Origin of the sequence: Anabaenopsis tanganyikae CS-531 (assembly GCF_029891675.1) — a bacterium.
GTDB lineage: Bacteria > Cyanobacteriota > Cyanobacteriia > Cyanobacteriales > Nostocaceae > Anabaenopsis > Anabaenopsis arnoldii.
Map to the genome: position 1 here is coordinate 23,847 of NZ_JANQDF010000109.1, position 25,359 is coordinate 49,205.

The following is a 25,359-nucleotide window of genomic DNA, read 5'->3' on the forward strand; positions in this document are numbered from 1 at the left end:
TAACAACTCAGTGATTATATCACGTAGCTGGAATAGTCCTCTTCCAATCAAGAGCTTGTTAATGCTCTTACCTGTGTGAGATGGATAAAGTTATGATTTTAGGTATTTTGTGATAGGAGGGAAGAGGAAAAAGTGAGTTAACAATTTTTTTATAAAAAAATAAATAAGAGTTTTATCACTAAAAGTTGATAGATAAAATGAGAAGAGCAGACTTAATCATCAAAGATGACCCCTTATGGTTTAAGAAAGCGATTATTTACGAAGTACCTATTCGTGCATTTGCTGATAGTAATGGTGATGGTATTGGCGACCTACAGGGACTAATAGAAAAACTAGATTACTTGCAAGATTTAGGGATTACGGCTATTTGGTTACTACCTTTTTTCCCATCACCACTGAAAGATGATGGTTATGATATTGCTGAGTATACCAGTATTAACCCCATCTATGGGACATTAGAAGACTTTAAAAACCTATTGAATGCTGCCCATGAGCGGGGTATCCGGGTGATTATTGAGTTAATTATTAACCATACATCGGATCAACATCCTTGGTTCCAACGCGCACGCAGCGCCCCAAAAGGTAGTCTAGAAAGAGATTTTTATGTGTGGAGTGATACGGCAGAAAAATACCAAGAAGCGCGAATTATTTTCCAGGATTTTGAAACCTCGAATTGGGCTTGGGATCCGGTGGCTAAGGCTTATTATTGGCATCGTTTCTATTCCCATCAGCCGGATCTAAATTATGATCATCCCTTGGTAAGAGATGCGGTATTTGATGTTTTAGATTTTTGGTTAGAAATGGGCGTTGATGGATTACGTATGGATGCAGTACCTTATTTGTATGAAAGGGAAGGGACTAACTGCGAAAATCTCCCGGAAACTCATGCTTTCCTGAAAGAATTGCGATCGCACATTGACGCGAAACATCCTCACAAGATGCTACTAGCTGAGGCTAATCAATGGCCAGAGGATGCAGCTAAATATTATGGCGACGGGGATGAATGCCATATGAACTTTCATTTTCCCCTAATGCCACGCCTATTTATCGCCCTACAGATGGAAGACAATTTCCCCATTGTAGATATTCTCCAACAAACTCCACATATTCCTGACAATTGTCAGTGGGCGTTGTTTTTGCGTAATCACGACGAATTGACCTTAGAAATGGTCACAGATGAAGACCGAGACTTTATGTATCGGGTGTATGCTCAAGACCCGGTAATGAGATTAAATTTAGGTATCCGCCGCCGACTAGCACCTCTGTTAGGTAATGACCGCCGCCAAATTGAGTTACTTAATAGTTTGTTGTTATCCCTACCGGGAACACCCGTAATCTATTATGGTGATGAAATTGGCATGGGGGATAATGTTTACTTAGGCGATCGCAATGGTGTACGCACTCCTATGCAGTGGAGTTCTGACCGCAACGCCGGTTTTAGTCGGACTAATCCCCAGAGGTTGTACTTGCCGGTGATTATTGACTCAGAATACCACTATGAAGCGGTTAACGTCGAGGCACAGAGGGCTAACTTCAATTCTCTGTGGTATTGGATGAAACGCTTGATTGCTACTCGAAACCGTTTTCAGGCTTTAGGTAAAGGCAAATTTGAATTATTACACCCTAATAACCGCAAAGTTTTTGCTTTTAGCCGCACCTACGAAGAAGAACATATCCTCATAGTAGCAAATTTATCTCATTATGTCCAAACGGCAGAATTAGATTTATCAGATTTCACAGGACTAGTACCAGTGGAAATTTTTGGTTACACGGAGTTTCCCGCCATTGGAGAGTCGCCTTATTTTCTCAGTCTGAGTCCCCATGGATTTTACTGGTTTGTCCTCAAACGTAAGCCTAGTTTGACTCAACCCCCGAAACCCCAAGCCGAGTTACCTACCCTAGTTGTGAATGAACGGTGGCAAAATGTGATTTTACAACGGGAGTTAAAAGGGGTTTTAGAATCAACACTGCGGGATTACCTATATACCTGTAAATGGTTTGGTGGTAAAACCAGAACTTTGCAATCGGTGCAAATTGTAGAAACCATTGCCATACCCTACAATCAGCAGTTAGCCGAAATGGTTTGGTTACAGGTAGATTATATTGATAGACACAGGGAAACTTATCTATTATTTTTCGCCTATGCAGAGAGTGAGCAAGCAATGCAGCTATTGAGAGAAATCCCCCAAGCTGTAATTTCACGTCTGCAAGTGCAAAGGGAGAATACCCTGGTTAATACTTCAGAAGTAGGAATTTTGTTTGATGCGTTAGTAGATAAGAACTTTTTGAGTTCATTATTAGATGCTATTGGGGAGCAGCGTTTATATAGAGGGACAAAAGGAGAATTATTTGCCACGACCACTGATTTATTTTCACAGTTATACTCACAAAACGGTGACCATGAACCAAATGTTCTCAAGGAAGAAGAACAAACCAATACTTATATAGTTTATGGCTCGCGCCTATGTTTGAAACTCTTCCGGAAATTTGAGGAAGGTATGCACCCGGATTTAGAAATCCGGCGTTTTCTGGGGGAGAAAAAACGCTTACAACATTTTGTACCTGTAGCAGGGGCTTTAGAGTATGGTCGCCAATGGGTACGCCACGCAAGCTATCAGAGATTTGGGGATATTTCCAACCTACCGATGACCATAGGCATATTACAAGAGTTAATTCAAGATACTCGCAGCGGCTGGGATTACACCGTAGACAGCCTACGTCATTATTTTGATGTGGTGACTACAGAACAGGCGAGTATTACAGAAGTTCCCATACCATCAGGTTCTCTCTTAAACTTACAGAGAACTGATATTCCCGACCTGGCGACCAAAACCATTAATTCTTACCTTCCAAATGTAGAAATATTAGGTAAATCCACGGCTGAATTGCATATGACCTTAGCTACAGATACAGATAATCCCGACTTTGCGCCAGAACCCTTTTCATCATTTTACCAACGTTCCATCTACCAAGATGCACGTAACCTCACAGGGCGAGTTTTCCGATTACTTAGGGAAAGGGCAAAAGATTTGCCATCTCATACCCAGGAATTGGCAACAGATGTACTTAATAACCAACAAGAGATTTTGGCACGTTTCCAGTTAGTTGTGAATCAAAAAATTATCGCCTTCCGGACTCGTTATCATGGGGACTATCATCTGGGGCAATTGCTGTACACTGGTAAGGACTTTATTATCACCCATTTTGAAGGTAAAGCAGCCCGCAGTTTGAGTGAACGCCGCCGCAAGCGATCGCCATTAAGAGATGTAGCCCGGATGCTGGTATCCTTCAATTATGCTGTGACTGAAGCTTTGCGCCGTGAAATAGAAACTGGTATGGTTCGCCCTGACAATCTGCCACTTATGAAACAATGGGCAAAATTTTGGTATACCTGGGTGAGTGCTACCTTCTGCAATTCTTATTTAGCAACTGCTGGGGAAAACAACTTTTTACCAAAAACCCCTGCGGAACTACAATTACTGCTATTTGCCTATCTATTAGAAAAAGCAATAGAGGAACTCCACCATGAACTCAACCATCGTCCAGATTACGTAGAAATTCCCCTACAACTGATTTTGCAACTAATATCAGAATCATGAACCTGCTTATCTGTGGTTAATTCATCTTGGCATTTTCACAACTTGGGGATGTGCTTCCAACCAAATATCAATATCACCTAATACCTGTTGGGGAACTTCCCAAGGAAATAAATGTGCTGTATTTGGGTAACAACGCCACTGGCTACTTTTCAAATGTTGTGCCGTTTCTAAACTAGACTCAGGGGTAATATGACAGTCTTGTTCCCCAGCCAGTACCAAACCAGGACAGTGAATTTTTTGTAAATCAGAGAGTCGATTGTAACCAGATTTCAGAGCAGTGTAGAGGGCGCGAGTTGCGAAAGAAGAGGTTTGTAAATAGGACTGTACTGCTTCGGTGGCAATATAATTATAAGCTGTGGAGGTATGTTGTTGAATCAAATAGCGAAAAAGCGATCGCTTGGCAAAAGTATCTATATTCCATTGCCAACTTGGTTGAATATAGTTCAAAATTCCGGCAATGGCAGTATATAGATTATCCTGCCAAGTAATGGGGGGATGATTGCCACGGGGTCTGGCTGCGGTGGCCACCAAAATCATACCAGTAAAGCGTTGTGGTAGTCGCAATGCCATTTCCATTGCCAAAATTCCACCCAGTGACCATCCCAATATCAGACATTTTTCAATTTGAAAGCGGTCTAGAAGCGCCTCTAAGTCTGTCAAATGGTCTAACATCTCAAAATTGCCATTACAGCGACTTTTACCGTAGCCGCGTAAATCAGGGGCGAAAGTTTGGTAGCGTTTGGATAAATGATTGGTAAAAACAGAAAGATTACGACCAGATCCAGGATGACCGTGTAAACACAGAATAGGGAACCCCTCACCTTGGATGTAGAGGTTCAGGTTTGCCGGTGTGGTGGAGATATAGGACATAATTTAATATTTTCCCCCTCAATAAATAAAATTCAATTGATTTACAGTCTATTGACGCTCTTGACTTGTGTGCCTTGCAATTACCCTTTGTCATGTTCCACAACCACCAGGTATGCCCCAGGATTGATTTGTACTTTGTTTATTTCTGCTACAAGTTTTTTTTCACCTGGGAGAGAATATTCTTATGTGCTATATTTTTCATACCTCTTTTAAAAAGTTCCTTCTCAACTCACAAGTTGGGAGCTACAATTCATATATTTAGCGCCAATTTCCCTAGGAATCACAATGATCATCATTTGATTTACTATGAGGTAAAAACACAAATCTGATGGTGTTGACCTTTTTCCCAGGCCAAAGCAGTATATGACTTAAGCGGCTGCTTTTTAAACTGGAAGTATTAATTTTATCTATCCTCACACCGTAGTTTTTAGCATAAGTGCTGTGCAATCGCAATTTAAATTACCAAATCAGAAAATATTATGATGCGTTGGCTAATTGTAGTCCCGATGCTCCTGAATGTTTTACTAATGGGCTGTTCTGTTGGAAATACAGCAAAATCTACCACATCCACAGCCAGTAGCCAAACAAAAGCTCCCAGTGGTCAAATGCTACCAATTTCAGCACAAGCAGTTCTGTCTAATGGTACTAGAGTCCAATTGGAAGTGGCACGGACACCGGAACAGCAGGCGAAGGGCTTAATGTATCGTCCACCTTTACCAGATGATCAGGGGATGTTATTTCAGTTCCCTTCTGCACGACCTGTCAGATTTTGGATGAAAAATGTCCCTGTTCCTCTGGATATGGTGTTTTTGCAAAATGGGGTGGTGCGATATATTCAGGCTTCTGCGCCTCCGTGTCCTAGGGAACCTTGCCCTACTTATGGTCCTAATGTGCCCGTTGATATGGTCATTGAATTGCGATCTGGACGATCTGCGGAATTAAATTTGCGGGATGGTGATGTGATCAAAATTGAGTTTTTCGATACGGGAAATCTGGGGAAATAAATTTCCCCCTGTCAGATGGGGCGAATCCTAAGTTAATATCTTTGTTTCCAAGATTTGCTAAGTATAGAATAGAACTTTATTATGGATACTATTTACCTTGTTTACATCATAGTGAAATTTGCAGTTTCAAGCTATAATCACATTTCTCTACTATGGATGCCAAAAATATTCCTTTTGGCGTAAGTGTAAATGGACTCTCATAAGAGAGTATTAGCTATGGAATATTTGTGACTAAATGTGTGATGAAATCAAACATAATAGTCAACAATATCAGTGGTGCTTTGAATTGGGAATCTTCGAGTTTAACCGGTGAAATCTTTCAGTTTGAAGAGTTTTAGCCAATTGTGTTGGAATTTCTGAGAACGTAGCGTGGCGTAAGTCATTCCGGTCATCACCAGTTACGAATGAAACATTAGCTGCAGGTTACTGAGAAATGGGACATGGTTATATGACAATAAATTCAACTAAAGGGGGTGAGTTACAAATGTCACCATCAACCTATTCACGACTGATTCATTTTCTAGAGGAAGATTTGTCAATTTCCTCGGCTTCTCTTGCAGTCGCCCTGCGACATCGGGAACAAGATCCCGGTCCTTTACCAATGATTCTTTGGCAGTATGGATTAATTACGTTAGAACAGTTAGAACAAATTTATGATTGGCTGGAAACAGCATAAGAGCAGGAATTTGAGTTTTGCATTGTCTAAGTCTAAAATACAGGCTACCTCAACCTATGGCGTTTCTATGACATAAGTTGGATTGGCGAAGTTTTTGATTGCAATCATGGTTCTAATGTGTATAAGTATGCCTTTCATACCGGAGAATTGAGGATGTCACGTGGATTCTGTGTTGTACCGAGTCCGATAGATAGCAGAATTGACTGTTACCATTTTTACTTATTTCCAGAAGGATGCAAAGAGCGAGTTGACTGTTTAACTCGCTCTTTATAATTTCAATGGGAGTAGAACCAAAATACTCATCATTGGTGTGGCTAACAGTTCTCCTTTCTCTTGGAGACGCTTCGCCAAGGGTTTACGTTCCCCAGATAGACTGGGGATGGAGACTAACTAAATACTTTAGCCGCTGCTGCTACACCAGCACCAGGGATAAAGTCTTCGTAGCCGAGTTCAGTAAGAGTCACTTCTAAGGCGGCTATACAGGTGAGAATATCGCGATCGCTAACAAAACCCAAGTGACCAATGCGGAAAATTTTGTTTTTCAGATGGTCTTGTCCACCGGCCAAAGCAATATCAAAACGCTTCTTCATCAATGAGCGAATTTTATCAGCTTCAATACCCTGTGGGGCAACAGCGGTAATTGCTGGACTGGCATAATCATCTGCACCAAATAAAGGTAAATTCAAACCACGCACCGCGGCGCGGGTGGCATTTTTGAGTCTTTGGTGCCGAGTAAATATTGACTCCAAGCCTTCATCCTTCATCATTTGTAATGTGGTGTGTAAAGCCACAATCAAGTTCACCGGTGGAGTAAAGGGAGTGGTATTTTTGGCGGCAGATTTGCGATATTTACCTAAATCAAGATAATATTTCGGTAATTTTGCAGTTTTGTAAGCTTCCCAAGCCTTGGGGCTAACAGCAACAAATCCTAATCCTGGGGGAATCATATAACCTTTCTGGGAACCGGAAGCCACTACATCTAAACCCCAGGTATCTATGGGTAAATTGAATGCGCCCAAGCTAGTAACTGCATCCACGATAATTAAAGCTTCGCCATGTTCCTTTACTAGCCGGTTGATAGTTTCTAAGTCATTCAACACACCGGTTGAGGTTTCGCTGTGGGTAATAATGACGGCTTTAATTTCCTTGTTGGTATCCCCTTGCAGTTTTTCTGCAAACACTGATGTATCTAAAGGTTTCCCCCATTCGGTAGTAATAGCTTCAACATTCAAACCGTATGCTGCAGCGATTTCTACCCAGCGTTCTCCAAACTTCCCATTGGAACCGACCAAAACGCGATCGCCTGGAGACAGAAAATTAATGATTCCCGCTTCCACCGCACCCGTACCGCTAACATTGAGCATTAGTACATCATTTTGAGTTTGGTGTAACCATTTGAGGTTTTCTATCACCTCCGCCATGATGTTACTAAACTCATTGGTGCGGTGTCCAATTGGGTGCTTGGCTAATGCCAATAAAGCAGCTTCTGGTACTGGTGTGGGGCCAGGAATCATGAGCATTAGCTTATTGTCCATTTGTTCGTCCTAAAAAAGAATAAAAGTTCAAAACTTGGGGAGGATACTTAAATTTTTGGGGGGAATTTTAGGTTTTATCTGCATATACATAAACAATACTTGCCATAGTCTTCAAATCCACAGATTTAAAGATCATTAGAGCTAAAGAATGATGGTTTACTTGACTTTTGCAACAACCTATGTATATTAGTTAAAAATAATCTAAAATTCTTCTTTCAAGTTATAGCATTTTATCATCTGTTCAACTACGGATTTATCTGTGTACCCTACCCTAGGTTCTGCCTGCATGGACATAAATAAGCACCGAATCTCCCGCTACAGCGGTTGGCGGTGGTTAGCAAACAGTTTAGCGATCGCTAAACCAGGGTCGGGTTGTTTAACTAACGACTCTCCAATGAGTACGGCTGCTGCTCCTGCCTGGTGTACTATATGTAAATCTTCAGGAGTATGTAGCCCTGACTCGCTCACAACTAGGAGATTAAGTTCCTGTAATTGACTAACTCGTGCTGCCAATAATTGACAGGTAGTTTGAAGATCAACGGAAAAATCTTCTAAATTGCGATTATTGATCCCCACCAAAAACTCACAAGTTGAGCGGTCCGCTGTCCAACGTTTAGCTAAAGCTAACACGCGATCAAGTTCTGCCAAACTATGAACCTCAATCAAGGCTGTCATCTTCAATGCTTTAGCAATTTTCAGGAAGTATTGTAAATCTTGATCACTGAGAATAGCCGCAATTAGCAAAATTGCATCTGCACCCTGAATACGAGCCAAATACATTTGGTAAGGATAGATAATAAAATCCTTACATAAAAGTGGTAATTTCACCCTAGCACGCACTTGGGCTAAATTCTCAAAACTGCCTTGAAAAAACTTCCTATCTGTCAAAACAGAAAGACAACTAGCTCCGGCTTGTTCATAGGCCGAAGCAATGGCTACCGGGTCAAAATCCGCTCGTAAGACACCCTTGCTAGGGGAAGCTTTCTTGACTTCAGCAATTAAAGCCGGCTTGGTGCTTCCTTGTCTTAAAGCGGCGATAAAATCACGGGTGGGTGGTGCCGAGAGTGCCTGCTTTTGCAATTCTGTTAAAGGTCGCCTTTCCCGCATTTGGTCAATTTCAACTTCCTTATGCCAGACAATTTCCTCCAAAATGTTGTTTGGTTCTATATCTGGCAAAGCAGACTGATAACGTAAAAAAGAGACATTAATGGTAGTGTTGGTAGAACGGCGACGAATTTGCATAATTTAAGTTTTGAGTTCTTCTTTCCTGAGTTTGACACTCCCGGCCCTCAAGAGACAATGACGGGCGAAAAATATTTCAGTGTTAACAGGCACCCTTTAGCCACTGATGGCGTAGCGTAGCCATCACGACTCATAAGACCTTCCCGCCCTAGTCCTTAAACCACGGCGCGTTTATAAGCTTCATCTAGCACTTCCGAAAGTGTAGGATGGGCGTGTACTAAGTGAGCCAGGTCTTGGACAGCTTGACGGTTAGCGATCGCGGCTGAGGCTTCATGAATTAAGTCCGAGGCGTGCATGCCAAAGATATGCACTCCTAAAACCTCACCAGTATCTTGGCGATACACTACTTTAGCCATACCATCGGCTTCTTTTTCTGCCAGAGCTTTGGAATTACCTTTGAAGTAACTTTTAGTAGTAGCCACCTCAAAGCCTTCAGCTTGCGCCAATTCCTGGGCGGCTACTTCTGTTAAGCCTACATAGCTGACCTCTGGGTGAGTAAATGCGGCCGCTGGGATGCTGCGATAGTCCACAGTGCGGGGACGACCGATGATATTTTCCACCGCGACGACACCTTGAGCCGAGGCGGTGTGGGCCAACATCATTTTCCCAGTGGCGTCACCAATGGCCCAGACATGGGGGACTACTTCCCCGCCAGAGAGCACAGCCATATGGTCATCTACGGGGATATAATTCCGCCGGTCTAGTTCTATGCCTAAAGTGTCTAGTCCTAAGTTATTGGTGGCGGGAATACGCCCTGTGGCTACTAAACAAGCATCGACTTCAATAACATCAATATCTTCTTTAGTTTTAAAGTCTGCTAATTCAATTACCACGGGGGAACCGGGGATGATTCTTTTGGCGTATATTCCCACTTTGGTTTCTATATCCCGGGGTGTAATTAAGACTCGTTCTACTAGTTTAGCAATATCCCGGTCAAATCCTGGCATGAGTTGGTCTAGGGCTTCAATCATGGTGATTTCACAGCCCAAAGCCGAGTAAACATCAGAAAATTCTAAGCCGATGTAACCACTACCAATAATTGCGATCCATTCCGGTAGAGATTCTAATTTTACACCTTGATCGCTGGTAAAAACGGTTTTAGCATCTACTTCTATGCCTGGGGGTACGAAGGGGACAGAGCCAGGGGAAAGAATGATATCTTTAGCTGTCACTGTTTTTTGTGTACTATCGCTAGTGATAGTTACTTTTTGAGTGCCGGCAATTTTTCCCCAACCTCTGATAATATCTACTCCTAGACGTTTGAGGCTGTTGGTGAGGTCGCCTTGAATTTTTGATACAAGACTGCTAGCATGGTCTGCGATCGCTTGACGGTCAAATGCCACATGATCAACTTGAATTCCCAGGGATTTGAGATGATGGGCATTACGTAACTCCCGCACACGTCCAGACGCAGCTAACAAAGCCTTGGAAGGGATACAGCCACGATTCACACAGGTTCCCCCCATGTCCCCAGCTTCAATAATCGCTGTTTTCAGACCACAGCTAACAGCGTGTAGGGCTGCGCCATGTCCACCCACACCCGCGCCGATAATCACTAAATCGTAATCAAATCCATCACTCACGTTAGTTTCCCCTTGTACTTTGCCTATTTATTTTCAACTATGGCTTATGCCAAGCTACGCTATCACGTGCAACCTATGCAACTCCCCATAGTTTGGCAATTCCTTTAAATTTTTTAAACTTTAAATTTTTTCAATTTACTGTGATGGGGTTGGTTCCTCCAAAGGACGAATAATTGTGGGGGTTGGTGTTACCTCTGGCTGAAAGATTCCCTGTAATGCTTGTTCGAGTGTAGGAGCCATCACAATTCTATTTTCAAAAGCCACGATTACCCGTACTAGGGTGGGGAGTCTATTTTGAGTGGCTTCTAAATAAATTGGCTCGACGTACAATAAGGATTGTTCAATGGGGATAATTAAGAGGTTACCTTGAACTGCTCTGGAACCTTGACGATTCCAGAGGGAAATTTGTTGAGAGATGATGGGGTCTTGGTTAATTCTGGCTTCTATTTGCTCTGGTCCAAAAACTAGGCGTTCTTTGGGGAATACATAGAGTAATAATTTACCGTAGTTTTCACCGTCTGACCGAGCTGCTAACCAGGCGATTAAATTAGAGCGTTGTCTGGGGGTGTAGGGTAGGAGGAGGATAAATTCTTCCCTATGAGAGGAATTGCTGTCAGAAAGGGGGACTGTGGGGAGGCTGGTGATGAGGTAGTATGGTTTAACTGGACGGGCTTCGTCCCCGTAGATTTCTGTGGGTATTTGCCACTGGTCTTCCCGGTTATAAAACACCTGGGGGTCGGTCATGTGGTAGGTTATTAATCGCTCGGACTGAATTTTGAACAAGTCCACGGGGTAACGAATATGTTTCCGCAGGTTCAGTGGTAAGTCCAAGAGGGGTTTGAAGGTATCGGGAAATATTTTCCCCCATGTGGCTATGATGGGGTCTCCGGGGTCGGCTATGTAAAAGTTAACTGTGCCGTGGTAAGCGTCAATGACTACTTTAACTGAGTTGCGGATGTAGTTGATTTTCTCTTGATGGTCGGCTATGTTGAGGCTGGTTGTGTCTGAATAGGGATAGCGATCGCTTGTAGTGTAAGCATCAACTACCCAGTAAAGGTAGCTGCCGTTTTTCTCAAAGTCTTTGTCACCAGCATCAGCAGCAACTAAATAAGGGTCGCTGTCAAATTGGAGGAAGGGGGCGATCGCTTGAATACGTTCTTTAATATTCCGCCGGAATAACACTTGAGTATCTGGTAAAAAGTCTTCTGTAAATAGCATTTGCCAATCTTTTAAATACATGGCAAATAGTAATCTTCTCCACCCTCTACCAACACGAATTCCGCCCACACCATCATAAATGTTGTATATATTATCGCTACCACTGGGAAAGTCTAATTCTTTAACTTTTGTTCCAGTCATGACGTAAGTATCAGTGATTTCACCGAAGTAAATCCGGGGTTTTCCTATGGGGATGCTCTCGCGAATGGCTTCACTGGAGGTAGTAAGGGCGGTGTCGTTATTACCGGCGATGTCTTTGACAAAATATTCTGGTAGTCCACCAGGTGCGACGGTATTTACTGGACTCATAGTGAACCCGAAACCATGGGTATAGATTAAATGGCGGTTTACCCAGGTTTGAGCTTGCTGGGGTACGGCGGTGTAGTCTAATTCCCTGGCGGCTATTAGTACTTGTCGCCGTTCTGTGGTCTCTTCGTCTACTGGGTTGGGAAATACCCCCGTTGCTGTGGGTATTTCCGCGGGTACTTCCTTAAGCAGGGTGTAGCGGTCGATGTCCGCATCGGAGAAGCGGTAGTAAAGGCGAATCTGTTGCAGTTGGCGGTTAGTTTCTACCAGTGGTTGCTGGTCCCACAGGCGAATGTTACGAATTGTTAAGTCATTTCTTTGGATATCGGCTTCTGTTAGGTCTCCTGTGGGGTTAAAGGTTTGCACGTCAATGTTTTCTAAGTCAAATGCTTGGCGGGTTAGGGCGATGGTACGCTGGATGTAGGGTTGTTCCCGTTGGAGTTCGTTGGGCTGTACGATTAAATATTGCACTAGGGTGGGGAGGAAAATATCGGCGGCGACCATTCCTATTAGATAAACTCCTAAGCTGTAAAATATAAATGGCCGGTAGCGGGATTGGGGTTTCCAGCTTACTGTCCGCCATAGCAGGTAAAAGGCTAGGGCTAGGGAAGCAAAGCAGAGGATGGTATAGGACGGGAGAACGGCTGTAACATCGGTATAACTTGCACCGTAGGTAACGCCACGTGGGGAATAAACTAGCTCGTAACGACTGAGCATATAACTCAGGGCTACTAGGAGCATGAATAGTCCACCGTTACCGTATAAATGACGCTGTTGCTGGGAAGAAAACCCCAGGAAAACGCCTTGACTAAGGCTACCGGCACCCAAGAGGTAAGTTAGGGCTACAGCGATGAGGGTATACAAGAATAATCCCATTAACCATAGTTCTAGAAGCTCCCAAAAGGGGAGGGAAAATATATATATGCTGATATCTTGATCAAATAATGGCTCGGAGGCGTTGAAGGATGTGGGGGCGAAATATTGCAGTATCCTAGCCCAGTTGTGGGATATGATTTGAGCAAATAGAAGGCTCAGAAGAATTGCGATCGCCCGCAATAGAAAATGAGGATATACTACAATGGCGATGACTATTGCCAAAATTAAACCGAAATACCAAGGGGTGGAAATAAAGTTACCTATTAACTCCCAAATGCGCCCCGGTCGAAATAACTGAGGATTTACCGGAATATCGCGGATAATTCCCGGATGCCAATGGGTAGCAGCTATTTGGCTATAGTAAATCACCATTAAGCCAACTAGAAAACTTAATACTAATGCTATGGGTAGTAACCAGACTAGTTTAATTTCTTTACTTCTGGGGACTTGTTGCACTTTTACAGCCACCATGGGGGAGGGATGATTTGGGGGATGCTGGTGGCGGTAAGCTAAGTGAAGATTACCCAAACAAAAGGCGGCGCTGATACCTGCTACAAATATCCACAGTCCCCCCATGGTGACTATCCGTAGAAGAAATACTTGTAAATAACCGATATTTTCAAACCAGAGTATTTCTGCTCCTAGGTGCGCAAGCAAATCCAGGAATAGCCAGACTCCTAGGGATATTGTTAGTAATCTAAACCACCAATTCCGTAACATAAATCAACTCAGGTAAGCGAGAGTGCACAACTTTCACCCTCTTAGGTCTATTTTACCTGAATCTCGGTGAGGTAGTGGTGTGGTGATGGTGGTAACCGATGCAGTGATTCAGATGCTCTTACCCTGGATACTAATGTAATTGGTGAAAGATTTATTTCTCTAGTTTTATTGATAGCGATCTGCTTGCAGCAGCGCTTCGCTATCGCTTACTCCTGTGCCGCAATTGGTGGGTCAACTTAAAGGTAAAGGAATACACCAAATATATTGGTCAGACCAAAGAACATAGTAGAACAGAACGGACACATATAGCGTGGCGTTAGCCATTGGCCTTAATTAGTGGGGTCTATGCGATTAACAAACCAAGCCAGGGGAATCATAGGTATAGCCGGAAGTAAGCAAATTAACCACTGTTGTAAATTCAGGGGTGCGGTTTTAAATAAAAGATTCATAACATCCCATTGACTAAATATGATTTGTAATAATACTGTGCCGAGTATACCCACAGACATGGCGCGACCATCGTTGATACTGACTGCTTGACCTTGGATTTTTCGCGCCGCTACATTCGCTAACTGACTAATACTCAATAAATAAACAATTCGTCCCGCGACTAGAGCTTGAATTGCCATGGTTCGAGCTATGTTAATATCCCCTATGGTTTGACGCACCCATTCAAACATCCCAAAGATGAGAATCCAGTTAAAGATAGAAACTGCTGCTATGCGCTGGAACAGTGTACGAGAAAGTAACTGCTCCTTGGGGTTGCGGGGTGGACGTTTCATTACCCGGTCTGATTTGGGTTCAAATGCTAAAGGTACGGTCATGGCTACAGAGTTAACCATGTTTAACCACAGCACTTGGAGGGAGAGAATGGGTAGGTCTCTGGCGAAGAGGGCGCTAATGAGAATAGTCATGGATTCGCCCCCATTCACCGGTAAGATAAAGGCGATCGCCTTTTGTAAATTCTGATATACTGTGCGTCCTTCCTCCACCGCAGCCTCAATAGAGGCAAAATTGTCATCGGTAAGCAGCATATCAGAGGCTTCCCGGGCTACATCTGTACCTGCGCCCCCCATGGCGATACCAATATCTGCTTGTCTGAGAGCGGGAGCGTCGTTGACTCCATCGCCGGTCATGGCCACAATTTCCCCTTGGGATTGCAAAGCTTCCACTAAGCGCAATTTCTGCTCTGGAGCTACCCTAGCAAAGACCACACCATGCTCCACAGCATGGGCGAGTTGGCTGTTGTCCATTTGGGCGATTTGCTTACCGTCAAAGGCTTGTACCTGACCGTCTTTTTCTAAACCAATTTGTTGGGCTATGGCTTTGGCTGTGGTAATATGGTCGCCTGTAATCATCTTAACTTGAATCCCTGCGGTTTTACAGGCACGCACTGCGGCGATCACCTCTGGACGGGGTGGGTCAATCATCCCCTGTAAACCTAAGAAAATCAAACCAGAAGCAATATCTTCATGGTCTACAGAGTTCTGCCCATGGCTGACGATTTTTTTACCAAAAGCTAAAACCCGCATTCCCTGTTTAGCTAAAATCGTTACCACGCGCTGCTCTATTAACTCAAGATCCGCCATTGGTTCGAGTTCTCCCTCAGCATTGAGCATTTGCTCACAACGACTGGTAATAGCTTCAACGGAACCCTTGACGTAAATAATTCTCGACTCCGAGTCTCGGTTATCATGGAGAGTAGCCATGTATTGAAACTCAGACTCAAAGGGAATACCATCAATGCGCGGAGTTAATTTTGTCATTTCCGACTGACTCCACCCCGCCTTATTTGCCACTATAATTATAGCGCATTCAGTAGGATCACCTACCACAGACCAATTACCATTACTATTTTTTGCTAAATGAGAGTCTGTGCAAAGTAACCCAGCCATTAAACAATCTGCAAGGGCGGGGAAGTATCCGGTTTGTAAATCTACTGGTTGCTGCTCAAACAGAATCTCCCCTTGAGGATTATAACCCGTACCTGTGACTTGGAAATGCTGCCCGCCGGCGTAAATTCCCTGAACCGTCATTTGATTTTCTGTGAGAGTACCAGTTTTATCCGAACAAATAACAGTAGCCCCCCCTAGAGTTTCCACCGCCGGTAGTTTACGGATGATGGCGTGACGTTTTGCCATGCGGTTAACTCCAATAGCCATGGTCACCGTCACCACTGCGGGTAAACCTTCGGGAATTGCACTCACCGCCAAGGCCACCGATGCCTCAAACATAGCAGGCCAGGTTTGTCCTTTTCCTAAGCCCACAGCAAACGTCATAGCTGCTAGTCCAAGGATTATATAGAGGAGTTGATGACTAAATTTGTCAAATTTACGGGTGAGGGGGGTGCTGAGACTGGTGGTTTGTTCTAGGGACTGGGAAATACGCCCCATTTCCGTAGCGTTGGCAATGGCCACAACAATACCGCTACCTTGACCAAAGGTGACAAAGCTACCTGCATAAGCCATATTCACCCTTTCTGCTAGGGGAGTATCGGGTCTGAGGTCAGCAGTAGACTTTTCTACCGGTACTGACTCCCCCGTTAAAGCGGACTCATCTACCTGTAAATTACGAACGTTGAATAACCGTAAATCTGCTGGGACTTTATCCCCAGAAGTAAGTAAGACAATATCACCGGGAACTAATTCTTGGGAGGGGATTCGGGATTTTTGTCCGTTACGAATCACCGTCGCTTCGGTGGTAACAGCTTGGGCTAAGGCGGCGATCGCACCTTCGGCTTTTGACTCTTGGACAAAGCCAATGATAGCGTTAATTAGAGTCACACCCCAAATTACCCCGGCGTTTGTCCACTGAAGTAAAAGAGCCTTAATTAACCCGGCAATAAGTAAAATGTAGAGAAGGGCTTGATTGAACTGCAAGACAAATCTCAACCAAGCAGGCTTTCCCGGTTTACCCTTAAGTTCATTCTTACCAAACTCAGATTGTCGTTTGTCAACTTCCGTAGAAGATAATCCCCTTTCTGGGTCGCTATTGAGAACTTGAATAACTTCTGTTGTCCATTGGCTGTGATAGTTTTGGGGTGCTGATATACTAGTTCCAGTCGTCGGCATAAAAATGTTCTCAAATTCTAGAGTGGTTAAAATCTCTAAATAAATTTGGATATATAAATACGTCGTCCTCTGTCTGTACTACTTTTTCTTTTCTGATATCTCTAGACAGCGTTGCAGAAACCTGCGGGGGATTTCCCGATTTTGTCCCCAGTGTACATGAATATAAGATGCGTGCAGATTTCTCAGATGTAGCCCAGACAAGCTGTGGGTCTTACCATCAGTTCCCAGATGTTGACTGTTGTGTTCTACTTCCAAGCCATCACCATCGTAGGGATAAATTTTAAATAAACTTTGCTCAGGTTTAGGGTTTAACTCAGAACGATGGAATTCATGACCGTAAATGCTTGTACCTGCTGATACTAATAGGTTATCTTGTGAAGCTACCGCTCGACGATACCCTAAAGTTAAATTTTTGCCCATAATAGCAGATGTGGGTAAGACCCCCGCCATCTGCCAAGGTTTACCCTCAAAGTCGATAATTTCTTTACATAAATACATTAATCCCCCACACTCGGCTATGGTGGGTACTCCTGCTAAAATTGCTGTTTTAACCGCATTACGCACAGAAATGTTAGCTGCTAAACCCTCAGCGAAAACCTCCGGGAAACCCCCGCCAAAATACATTCCTTGTATATCAGGAGGTAGTTGGGTATCTGTTAAAGGACTCCAGAAAACGACTTCGGCACCTAGATTTTGCAGTAAATCGAGATTATCTTGATAGTAGAAATTAAAAGCGCGATCGCGCGCTACTGCAATTTTGAGAGGATAACCGTAGGAATGTGGGAATAATTCTCCTCCCCCTTCTCCCTTAAAGTCTAGAGACGTTCGGTCGGAAGGTCTGTACCCGTCTGTGTCCCCCTTGGGATTCTCCAACAATGGTAATAAATATTGCCAGTCAAAACAGGTATCGCCTAAATCAGCCAGAACATTAACAACAGCTTCCAATTTCGGAAGTTCTGCTGTAGGCACTAAACCTAAATGACGATCGGGTATAGTGATATTATCCTGACGACGCAGTACGCCCACTATAGGTAATTGTAATACTGCTAGAGAGTCTTTAAGTAGAGATAAATGGCGATCGCTCCCGACGCGATTTAAGACCACCCCAGCAATTTTTATTCTTGGATCAAAAGAACAATAACCGTGAGCGATCGCAGCCACAGAGCCGGATAAACGGCTACAATCAATTACTAACAGTATAGGTAAATCTAGCAGTCTGGTAATATGTGCCGTACTAGCAAAATCTGTACTCAAGGAAGGTTTTTCCCCCCCTCTTACCCCCTTGACTCCATCAAATAGACCCATCACCCCTTCCACCAGGGAATATTGACACTCCTGACTGTGATCAACAAAACACCTTTTAAGGTAAGCCTCAGAAGTTAGTACCGGGTCTAAGTTGCGACAAGGACGACCAGTAACATAAGCGTGAAACATAGGGTCAATGTAATCTGGACCAACCTTAAAAGACTGTATAGATACACCACGACGGCGTAAAGATGCCAAAAGAGCCAGGGTAACCGTTGTCTTACCCACTCCACTCCGTTCTCCTGCGACAACTAAAGCCATAGACTGGCAATCATCAAAAATATTAACTGCACCATAGTAATTATGACATAAGAAAAAGGATAGCCATAGCAATCGGGTGGTGCTACGCTACCCTGTAGAGACGTTCCGTCGGAACTTCTCTACTAAAGAAACTTGCATCTGCTAGAGAATACTTTTCAACTGTTTAAAAGCAGAATCTCGGCTACAACAGCCAAACTTTCCTCAAAAAGTAACTCCCGACCCCAACGCTGCACCTGCTGACTTAACAAAGACTCTGCTTTTTGTTCAGAAAGGGAACCGACCTGTTGAAACATACCAGCAGACTGAGCCCCCCCGTGGGTTTCCATACGCATACAACCGCCAGTTTCTGTACAAATAACGGTACCACAGTCCGCTTGGGGATTTGTGGAGCTTAGACGTAGAGCAATTAAATCACCCACAACATCACCTACATCAGCAACCGGAACCCCGGCTAATTCCGCTTCTATTTGTCGCTGATCTTGAGCAACAAAACGAACTTGAGTAATTTCATAATCACCAGATTCTGTTTTATAACAAACTGGTGACCATTGCAAGCGACTAGCCAACCAACCTAAAAATAATAATGCTTGAGCAGGATTACCCTTCTCATAGTCTATAGTCACCCGGTCAATTTCTTTAAGAGCCGCGCGACGATGGGGTGAGTCGTAAGCTTGAGCCGTCAATTCTTGCCATGCCGACAGGCGTCGCCAATTTAAATCAGCCAAAGGAACACCAGTTTCTACCAACTTTTGCAAGCTAAGTAAATCACCTTCTGGCTTGTTAAAATTGCAAGAATCCACAATCACATTATTGCAAACTGTTGCCAGTCGCTTAAAGAGATTGTTATTAGGGTCTGGTGTAGCTTTCCACCAGAGAAACTTGGGTAAGCCACCAATTAATAATGCTGGGATCATACCTCCCACGCGTTCTAAAGCCGCAGCCGTTCCACTCAAAGTAATATATTCACAACAGATAAGAGTGCTAGAAGACTGCTTTTGAATCGGACAGTAGGCAGAAATTGAAGCTCTAACCCCTTCATCTTCCCCAGCAATAGGGAACAGAGCAATAATGCGGCAGGGATTACGTAGAGCAATTTCATCAGCGATAGAGGGGCTTGTGGGGCTGAAATTATAAGCAACACTTTCAGATGTTGCCATATTTCCCTGACGTTTAGCGAATTCTTCCCTTAGTATAGCCACGGTTTCCGGTGTCGCTGTGCCCGTTTCGGGAAGTCCATACTTCACTTGAACTTGCCTGAGGGCTGCTCCCATTTGTGGACCGAGAATGCCATCTAAAGGACCTTTATAAAATCCTAGAACTGATAACAAATATTGAGTTTCTTCCGGTTCGTAAACTAGCAAAGTAAATGTTGTGGCTCTGGTAGCAGCAGGAAGAGTACCGTCTTCACCTGTGATGCCGTAACTTTGCCAAATTTGATTAAGCTCCGTTTCTATTTCGCTGATAGAAATATCTTTAGGAGCCTGAAGAGAGAAAATTGTTGGAGCTTGGGAAATCATAGTACTTTAGTCAGTATTCGTTGGTTATTTTTTTACAGTCTGCGCCAGCGACGACCATCTTGGTTAATTAATAATTCCGCCTCTGTAGGTTCCCAGGTACCAGCTTCGTACCGGGGAATAGTAGCTGGGTCTGCTGGTGCATCCCAAACTGAAAGAGCAGGAGTTACTACTTGCCAAGCCGCTTCTACTTCGTCGGAACGAGTAAATAATGTCTGGTCGCCCATCATGCAATCAAGAAACAGTCTGTCGTAAGCGTCAGAAGTAGCTTCAATACCAAAAGAACCATAACTAAAGTCCATATCCACCGAACGGGTGCGGAATTCAGCCCCTGGCATCTTAACATCAAAACGCAAGGAAATTCCTTCGTTTGGCTGAATACGCATGGCTAAGATATTGGCATTTCTTTGTTGAGATGCTGATTGAAACATACGAGAGGGAACATCGCGGAAGTGAATAGATATTTCACTTACTTTTTTTGGCATCCGCTTCCCTGTACGTAAGTAAAAAGGTACACCTTGCCAGCGCCAGTTATCAACCTGAAATTTCATAGCTACATAGGTGGGTGTAGTGGAATTGGGGGCTACTCCCGGTTCTTCGTGATATCCTGGCACTGGTTGACCTTTCATCCACCCAGCACTATATTGACCACGTACTGCTGACCGTGACAAATTGGGGATATCAGCTAAACGCGTGGCTTGCAGTACTTTTACTTTCTCTGTGCGGATGCTGTCGGCATCCATAGAGTTAGGTGCTTCCATGGCCGTGAGACAGTAAAGTTGCATCAGGTGATTCTGCAACATATCCCTGAGAGCGCCCGCTTTTTCATAGTAGCCGGCTCGGTCTTCTACTCCTACGGTCTCTGCGACGGTAATTTGTACGTGGTCAACAAATTGACGGTTCCATAACGGTTCAAATATGGCATTAGCGAACCGGAACACCAGCAGGTTTTGAACTGTTTCTTTACCTAAGTAGTGGTCAATGCGGTAAACTTGATTTTCTTGGCAATATTTTTGCACTATTTGGTTCAGACTCTGGGCTGATGCTAGGTCGCGACCAAAGGGTTTTTCTATCACCAGACGATGTTTGTAGGGGTCGTCTAGCATTCCGGCGCTTCCTAGTTGCCTAATGGCTTCGGGGAAGAAGTTAGGAGCTACGGAGAGGTAGAACATTCGGTTTCCTCTTGTGCCCCGTTTCTGGTCTAATTCCTTTAAAAGGGTGTTGAGCTTTTGGTAGCTTTCAGGATTGTCTATGTCCCCTGGACAGTAGAACAGACCTTGGGAGAAGTCTTGCCATAATTCACCTAAAGGTACTTTAGCATGAGCTTCTTCCATGCCTTTTTGCATTTGCTCACGGAAGTACTCGTGGCTCCACTCTCGACGGGCAACGCCGACAATGGTGGTTTCTGGAGGTATGCGTCCTTCTCGGCGCAATTTGTAAAGGGCAGGGACTAATTTACGCCAGGTAAGGTCACCAGATGCGCCAAAGATGATAATAATTTGAGGCTCGGGCATCCCTTGTTGTTGCAGGCCAACGCGCAAGGGATTTTCTAGCAAACTAACCATAGAAGTTTTCAGTGGGTGTTAAGTGGTGTGTTGATGAGACGCTGGATATCTGACTACGCCACGCTTGGCTATTGCATCTACAAATAAACTTGTGCCTTGAAGGTCTATACTGGTGACAATAACTTGACTTTGTTTTCTAAAGAGTTCATCAAGGACTCATAAGGTTTGACGAACTTATCAATACCCTCAACTAGGAGTTCCTCGATGACTACATTCAGATCAATGTTAATGTCTGGGTCTTTTAGGCTTTCCATGAGTTGATAGGCTTCTGCAACGCCGCTTTCTCAGCGCAATGCTACATCGCAATGGTCTGCGCAAGCTGCAATTGTCTCGGGTGGTAAGGTGTTAACGGTCTGGGGCCCAATCAATTGGTTAACATACATGAAATCACTGTATTTTGGCTCTTTGGTGCTGGTACTGGCCCAAAGTAATCGCTGTACATTCGCTTCTTTGTCCGCCAAGGCTTGCCATCTCTGGCTTTGAATAATTTTTTTGTATTCCTGGTAGGCAATTTTGGCGTTAGCGATCGCGACTTTGCCTTTGACTGCTTGCAGTTTGGCTTTTTGGGTGATATCAGTAATGCCACTTTTTATTTTGGCATGAATTTTAGTATCAATGCGACTGAGAAGGAAGCTAGCTAGGGAAGCAATTTTACTCAGGTCTATGGCTAACGCCACGCTATCGCTATCACCTTTTCCCGCCCGTTTTTCTAAGCCCCGCATATAAGCCTTTGCTGTTTTGATGTAACTGTCTACGGCAAACACTAGGCTGATGTTGATGTTGATACCTTCGGATATGGCCTGTTCTACTGCTGCTAAACCGGCCTGTGTCCCAGGTATTTTTACCATGACATTTCCCCCCCAATTTCTTGACAGTAGCGACGAGCTTCTGCTATTGAGGCTTGGGGATCATGGGCAATGGTGGGTGTTACTTCTATGCTCACATAACCGTCGAGTTTATTGGATGCTTCATATACTGGGTGCAGCAGATCATATGCGTTGCAAATATCTGCAAAAATTAGGGATTCGTAAATTTTTCTTGGGGGTAATCCCTTCCGAATGCCAGCTTCAATGTCCGCATCATACATGGTATTGTTGGCGATAGCGTAGCTTGGCCCAGCCATCGCTTTTTCAAATATGGCTGGATTGGAAGTAATCCCACAGATACCCTGATTTTCTACCAAGTCTTGCAGTTCACCTGATTTCATAATTTTACGGTTCAAATTATCCATCCAGAGACTTTGACCAAGTTTTTTAATTTCGAGCAAATGATTGGTGGACATACCCATGATTTTACTTCTGTTGATGATACTTCTGGTGTGTGTTGCTATAGCTACGCCACGCTACGCTATTGCCATCACCAGAGAAGCAACGCACAATACATCAATTTTTGATGTTTTCTTTTGAATTGTGGCGTTAATCATCACTCATGACATCGACCCGCTGAGGTAATTTTTAGTTCATCACCAGGGATCTGATCCGTCCGCAATTCCAGATATTCTCGAATAACATAGCCATGTTAACTGTTAATTCTTGGTAGAGATTTATTGTATCTATTAGCTCCTCGGTGTGAATCAACTACTCATTGCCAATTAATCAAAAGAATTTTTAGTCTCAGCACTAGGAATTAGGAGCGGTACTAGTGTCCGTTTTGAATAAAAGACTCCACCTTGGCCACATCTTCCTGACTACCAATAATTAAAGGTGTGCGTTGGTGTAGCTTTTTCGGCACTACTTCCAAAATATCTACTAATCCTGTGGTGGCGCGACCGCCTGCTTGTGAAATCAACATAGCTAAGGGAGCAGATTCATAAAGTAAGCGTAATTTCCCTTCTGGTTTCTGAATTGTCCCTGGATAGAGAAATACGCCACCTTGAACTAAAATGCGATGGATGTCACTCACCATAGCGCCACTATAACGAGCGGTATAGCCTTCAGTGCGATGAACGTAGCGGATATACTCTCGCATTGATTCTTCCCACTGCCAAAAATTACCTTCGTTAACGCTATAAACAGAACCATGATTAGGGATGCGGATGTTTTCTTCCGAGAGGATAAATTCCCCTAAGCTGGGGTCAAGGGTAAATGAATGAACACCATTGCCCATAGTATAAACCAGCATTGTGCTCGGCCCATACAGTATATATCCGGCGGCGATTTGTTCCCGTCCGTTGCTCAGGAGATCCGATGCTTGACGATCAATATCATCGCCTTTTTGCTGACGAATAGAAAAAATTGAACCCAAACTGAGATTGGTGTCGGTATTAGATGAGCCATCAATTGGGTCATATAACAAGGTATAGCGACCTATAGGGCAGTTTTCTGGGATGTAGTAAGGTTCTTCCATTTCTTCGGAAGCGAGGCGACAGACTAAGCCACTTTGCTTAAACACGGAGATAAATACATCGTTGGCGTAGACATCCATCTTTTTGACAGATTCCCCTTGGATGTTGACGTCTCCAGAAAATCCCAGAACTCCTTCCATTAAACCTGCGCGGCTCAGACGACGAGCAACTAGTTTACCCGCCAGGGCTATACGATTCATCAGCGCGCTCAAATCCTGTGCATCTGGGGAAAAAGTCTTAAATTGTTGGAGTACGTGACGCGATAATGTTGTACAATCACGATCTAAGCTCTTATCCGTAGCATCATTCATAAAAAAATCTAGAGATTCTGGAGCTTGAGTCATTTTTGTTACTCCCTAGCATTGTGCTTGTGAGTTGGATTTATTAATGACAACTTTTGGTTGCTGCCTCTATCTTAGAAAGGTATTTTGATAACTCAAATATGATTTTAGATAAACTAAAGAATTGAAATTTTGGCTTTTGCCTGTGAAAGTTCTCTGAACTCCTGGAAATAGCCTGTTAGTGCTTGTATACCTTTATGAGCAAATTTTTTTGATATCAGGAGTTTTACTAGCTTACCTAGTTCATTTTTTCTATTGTTTGCCTTACCGCTAAATTAATGTCAGTAGGTTTTGACTGCAACTAAAGTTGCTGGAAATTTATCCCACCCCAAGAAGGAGTGGGCTTTCTGCTCTAGGACTGGTCAAATTGAGCAATTAATTTTCCGTCGGTATAAAAATCTGCTATTGTTAATAATCTCTTTTTTTACCCCAACTCGCGCCGCGATTGTCTTCCCTGGGCTTGGCTTTATTGACTCTCAGTTGACGGCCCATCCATTCTGCGCCATCTAACTCGGTAATAGCTGCATCTTCTTGAGCATCTTCCTTCATTTCAACAAATGCAAAGCCTCGCATCCGACCTGTTTCGCGGTCAGTAGGTAAGACCACTCTTGTGACTTGACCATACTCGGCAAATACAGTTCTTAAGTCTTCTTCAGTAGCGTGGTAAGAGAGGTTTCCAACGTAAATAGTCATGTGGATCACGTAATTTGTAACAAAAAGCGATCAGTTCAGCTGGGGAAAGAGATATGAACAAACTGCAAATTTTGCATAGTCTGTTCTGACTCACCCATGGCGGATGTTGTAGGACAGCGATCATCATGCTTGCTTTCGCTTCAACTCAAGATGCCAAGGGACTGAACTTAGCCATACGCTCACATGATAACTGATTGTGACATTTTTCAAAGTATGAGATTTAACAAACTGTATTAAACTGATCATGCAGGGCAGGCAAATGCCTACCCATAATACTTTTGTTCAACCTCAATTCTGGTTTAGTCCATTTTAGGATAGGTCTAAATCTCAATCAATAGAAATTTGCTGAGGGCCGCGAGCTTTGCCATTGTGGGCTTCACTAGTTGGACTGGTGGTGTGACAAGTAGAATTGATGTGTTTATCCAGCCAGCTTTTGACCGGATCGTCCTTGAGATTGAGTCGCAGCACACCAGAAAAAAATCCCCCCATAAATGAAACTGGGTGCTTGGTTAATTGTTGAAATATTGGTGACAATTCATCAATGAACATATTTGAGAGTCTGCTGTAGTTTTAAATGATCCTAACCTGAAAAACTAGAGACGCAATTGAACGCGTCTCTACAAGGCAATATCTCCC

General features: G+C 43.7%; 15 protein-coding genes and 1 pseudogene. 3 read left to right on the forward strand and 13 right to left on the reverse strand.

Annotated elements, in window-relative coordinates; translation table 11 throughout:
• Positions 1-197: 197 nt before the first annotated feature.
• Positions 198-3,599 carry a maltose alpha-D-glucosyltransferase gene (gene treS, locus NWP22_RS11165; protein WP_271732396.1) on the forward strand — a complete coding sequence of 1,134 codons (3,402 nt, stop codon included), beginning with the start codon at positions 198-200 and terminating at the stop codon, positions 3,597-3,599.
• A 21-nt stretch (positions 3,600-3,620) separates the two neighbouring features.
• On the opposite strand, the gene NWP22_RS11170 is transcribed toward treS, so the two are convergent.
• Positions 3,621-4,469, reverse strand: coding sequence for an alpha/beta fold hydrolase (locus tag NWP22_RS11170; protein ID WP_271732394.1), 849 nt, complete (start codon positions 4,467-4,469; stop codon positions 3,621-3,623).
• A gap of 479 nt (positions 4,470-4,948) precedes the next feature.
• Here NWP22_RS11170 and NWP22_RS11175 point away from each other — a divergent pair, with 479 nt between their 5' ends.
• Positions 4,949-5,473, forward strand: a complete 525-nt coding sequence (locus NWP22_RS11175) for a DUF192 domain-containing protein (RefSeq protein ID WP_271732393.1) — start codon at positions 4,949-4,951, stop codon at positions 5,471-5,473.
• 448 nt (positions 5,474-5,921) lie between these two features.
• A complete protein-coding gene (locus NWP22_RS11180; protein ID WP_200987871.1) occupies positions 5,922-6,149 on the forward strand; it encodes a DUF2949 domain-containing protein in 228 nt (75 codons plus the stop codon).
• 386 nt (positions 6,150-6,535) lie between these two features.
• On the opposite strand, the gene NWP22_RS11185 is transcribed toward NWP22_RS11180, so the two are convergent.
• The 12 genes and pseudogenes from NWP22_RS11185 to NWP22_RS11240 all read right to left on the reverse strand — a co-directional run bounded on the left by NWP22_RS11185 (position 6,536) and on the right by NWP22_RS11240 (position 25,272).
• Positions 6,536-7,684 (reverse strand): pyridoxal-phosphate-dependent aminotransferase family protein, encoded by a 1,149-nt coding sequence (locus NWP22_RS11185; RefSeq protein ID WP_271732392.1) that lies wholly within the window; start codon positions 7,682-7,684, stop codon positions 6,536-6,538.
• Positions 7,685-7,999: 315 nt separating this feature from the next.
• The gene (trpC, locus tag NWP22_RS11190; RefSeq protein ID WP_271732391.1) at positions 8,000-8,926 is read right to left on the reverse strand and encodes an indole-3-glycerol phosphate synthase TrpC; all 927 of its coding nucleotides are present in this window, start codon (positions 8,924-8,926) and stop codon (positions 8,000-8,002) included.
• A gap of 155 nt (positions 8,927-9,081) precedes the next feature.
• Positions 9,082-10,509 (reverse strand): dihydrolipoyl dehydrogenase, encoded by a 1,428-nt coding sequence (lpdA, locus tag NWP22_RS11195; RefSeq protein WP_271732390.1) that lies wholly within the window; start codon positions 10,507-10,509, stop codon positions 9,082-9,084.
• A 135-nt stretch (positions 10,510-10,644) separates the two neighbouring features.
• The gene (locus tag NWP22_RS11200; RefSeq protein ID WP_271732389.1) at positions 10,645-13,629 is read right to left on the reverse strand and encodes a UPF0182 family protein; all 2,985 of its coding nucleotides are present in this window, start codon (positions 13,627-13,629) and stop codon (positions 10,645-10,647) included.
• A gap of 329 nt (positions 13,630-13,958) precedes the next feature.
• A complete protein-coding gene (locus NWP22_RS11205) occupies positions 13,959-16,700 on the reverse strand; it encodes a cation-translocating P-type ATPase (RefSeq protein ID WP_271732388.1) in 2,742 nt (913 codons plus the stop codon).
• 78 nt (positions 16,701-16,778) lie between these two features.
• Positions 16,779-18,266: a cobyrinic acid a,c-diamide synthase CobB gene (locus NWP22_RS11210; protein ID WP_271732387.1), complete on the reverse strand. Its 1,488-nt coding sequence runs from the start codon at positions 18,264-18,266 to the stop codon at positions 16,779-16,781.
• Positions 18,267-18,421: 155 nt separating this feature from the next.
• Entirely contained in the window at positions 18,422-19,783 is a 1,362-nt protein-coding gene (opcA, locus tag NWP22_RS11215) for a glucose-6-phosphate dehydrogenase assembly protein OpcA (protein ID WP_271732386.1), read from the reverse strand.
• A 32-nt stretch (positions 19,784-19,815) separates the two neighbouring features.
• On the reverse strand, positions 19,816-21,345 hold the full coding sequence (gene zwf, locus NWP22_RS11220) for a glucose-6-phosphate dehydrogenase (protein WP_271732385.1): 1,530 nt from the start codon (positions 21,343-21,345) through the stop codon (positions 19,816-19,818).
• 104 nt (positions 21,346-21,449) lie between these two features.
• Positions 21,450-22,627 (reverse strand): annotated as a pseudogene (gene tal / locus NWP22_RS11225) (transaldolase).
• 356 nt (positions 22,628-22,983) lie between these two features.
• Positions 22,984-24,033 (reverse strand): class 1 fructose-bisphosphatase, encoded by a 1,050-nt coding sequence (gene fbp, locus NWP22_RS11230; protein ID WP_271732384.1) that lies wholly within the window; start codon positions 24,031-24,033, stop codon positions 22,984-22,986.
• A gap of 405 nt (positions 24,034-24,438) precedes the next feature.
• Positions 24,439-24,723, reverse strand: coding sequence for an RNA recognition motif domain-containing protein (locus NWP22_RS11235; protein ID WP_271732383.1), 285 nt, complete (start codon positions 24,721-24,723; stop codon positions 24,439-24,441).
• A gap of 327 nt (positions 24,724-25,050) precedes the next feature.
• A complete protein-coding gene (locus NWP22_RS11240) occupies positions 25,051-25,272 on the reverse strand; it encodes a ssl0294 family protein (RefSeq protein WP_271732382.1) in 222 nt (73 codons plus the stop codon).
• Positions 25,273-25,359 lie beyond the last annotated feature (87 nt).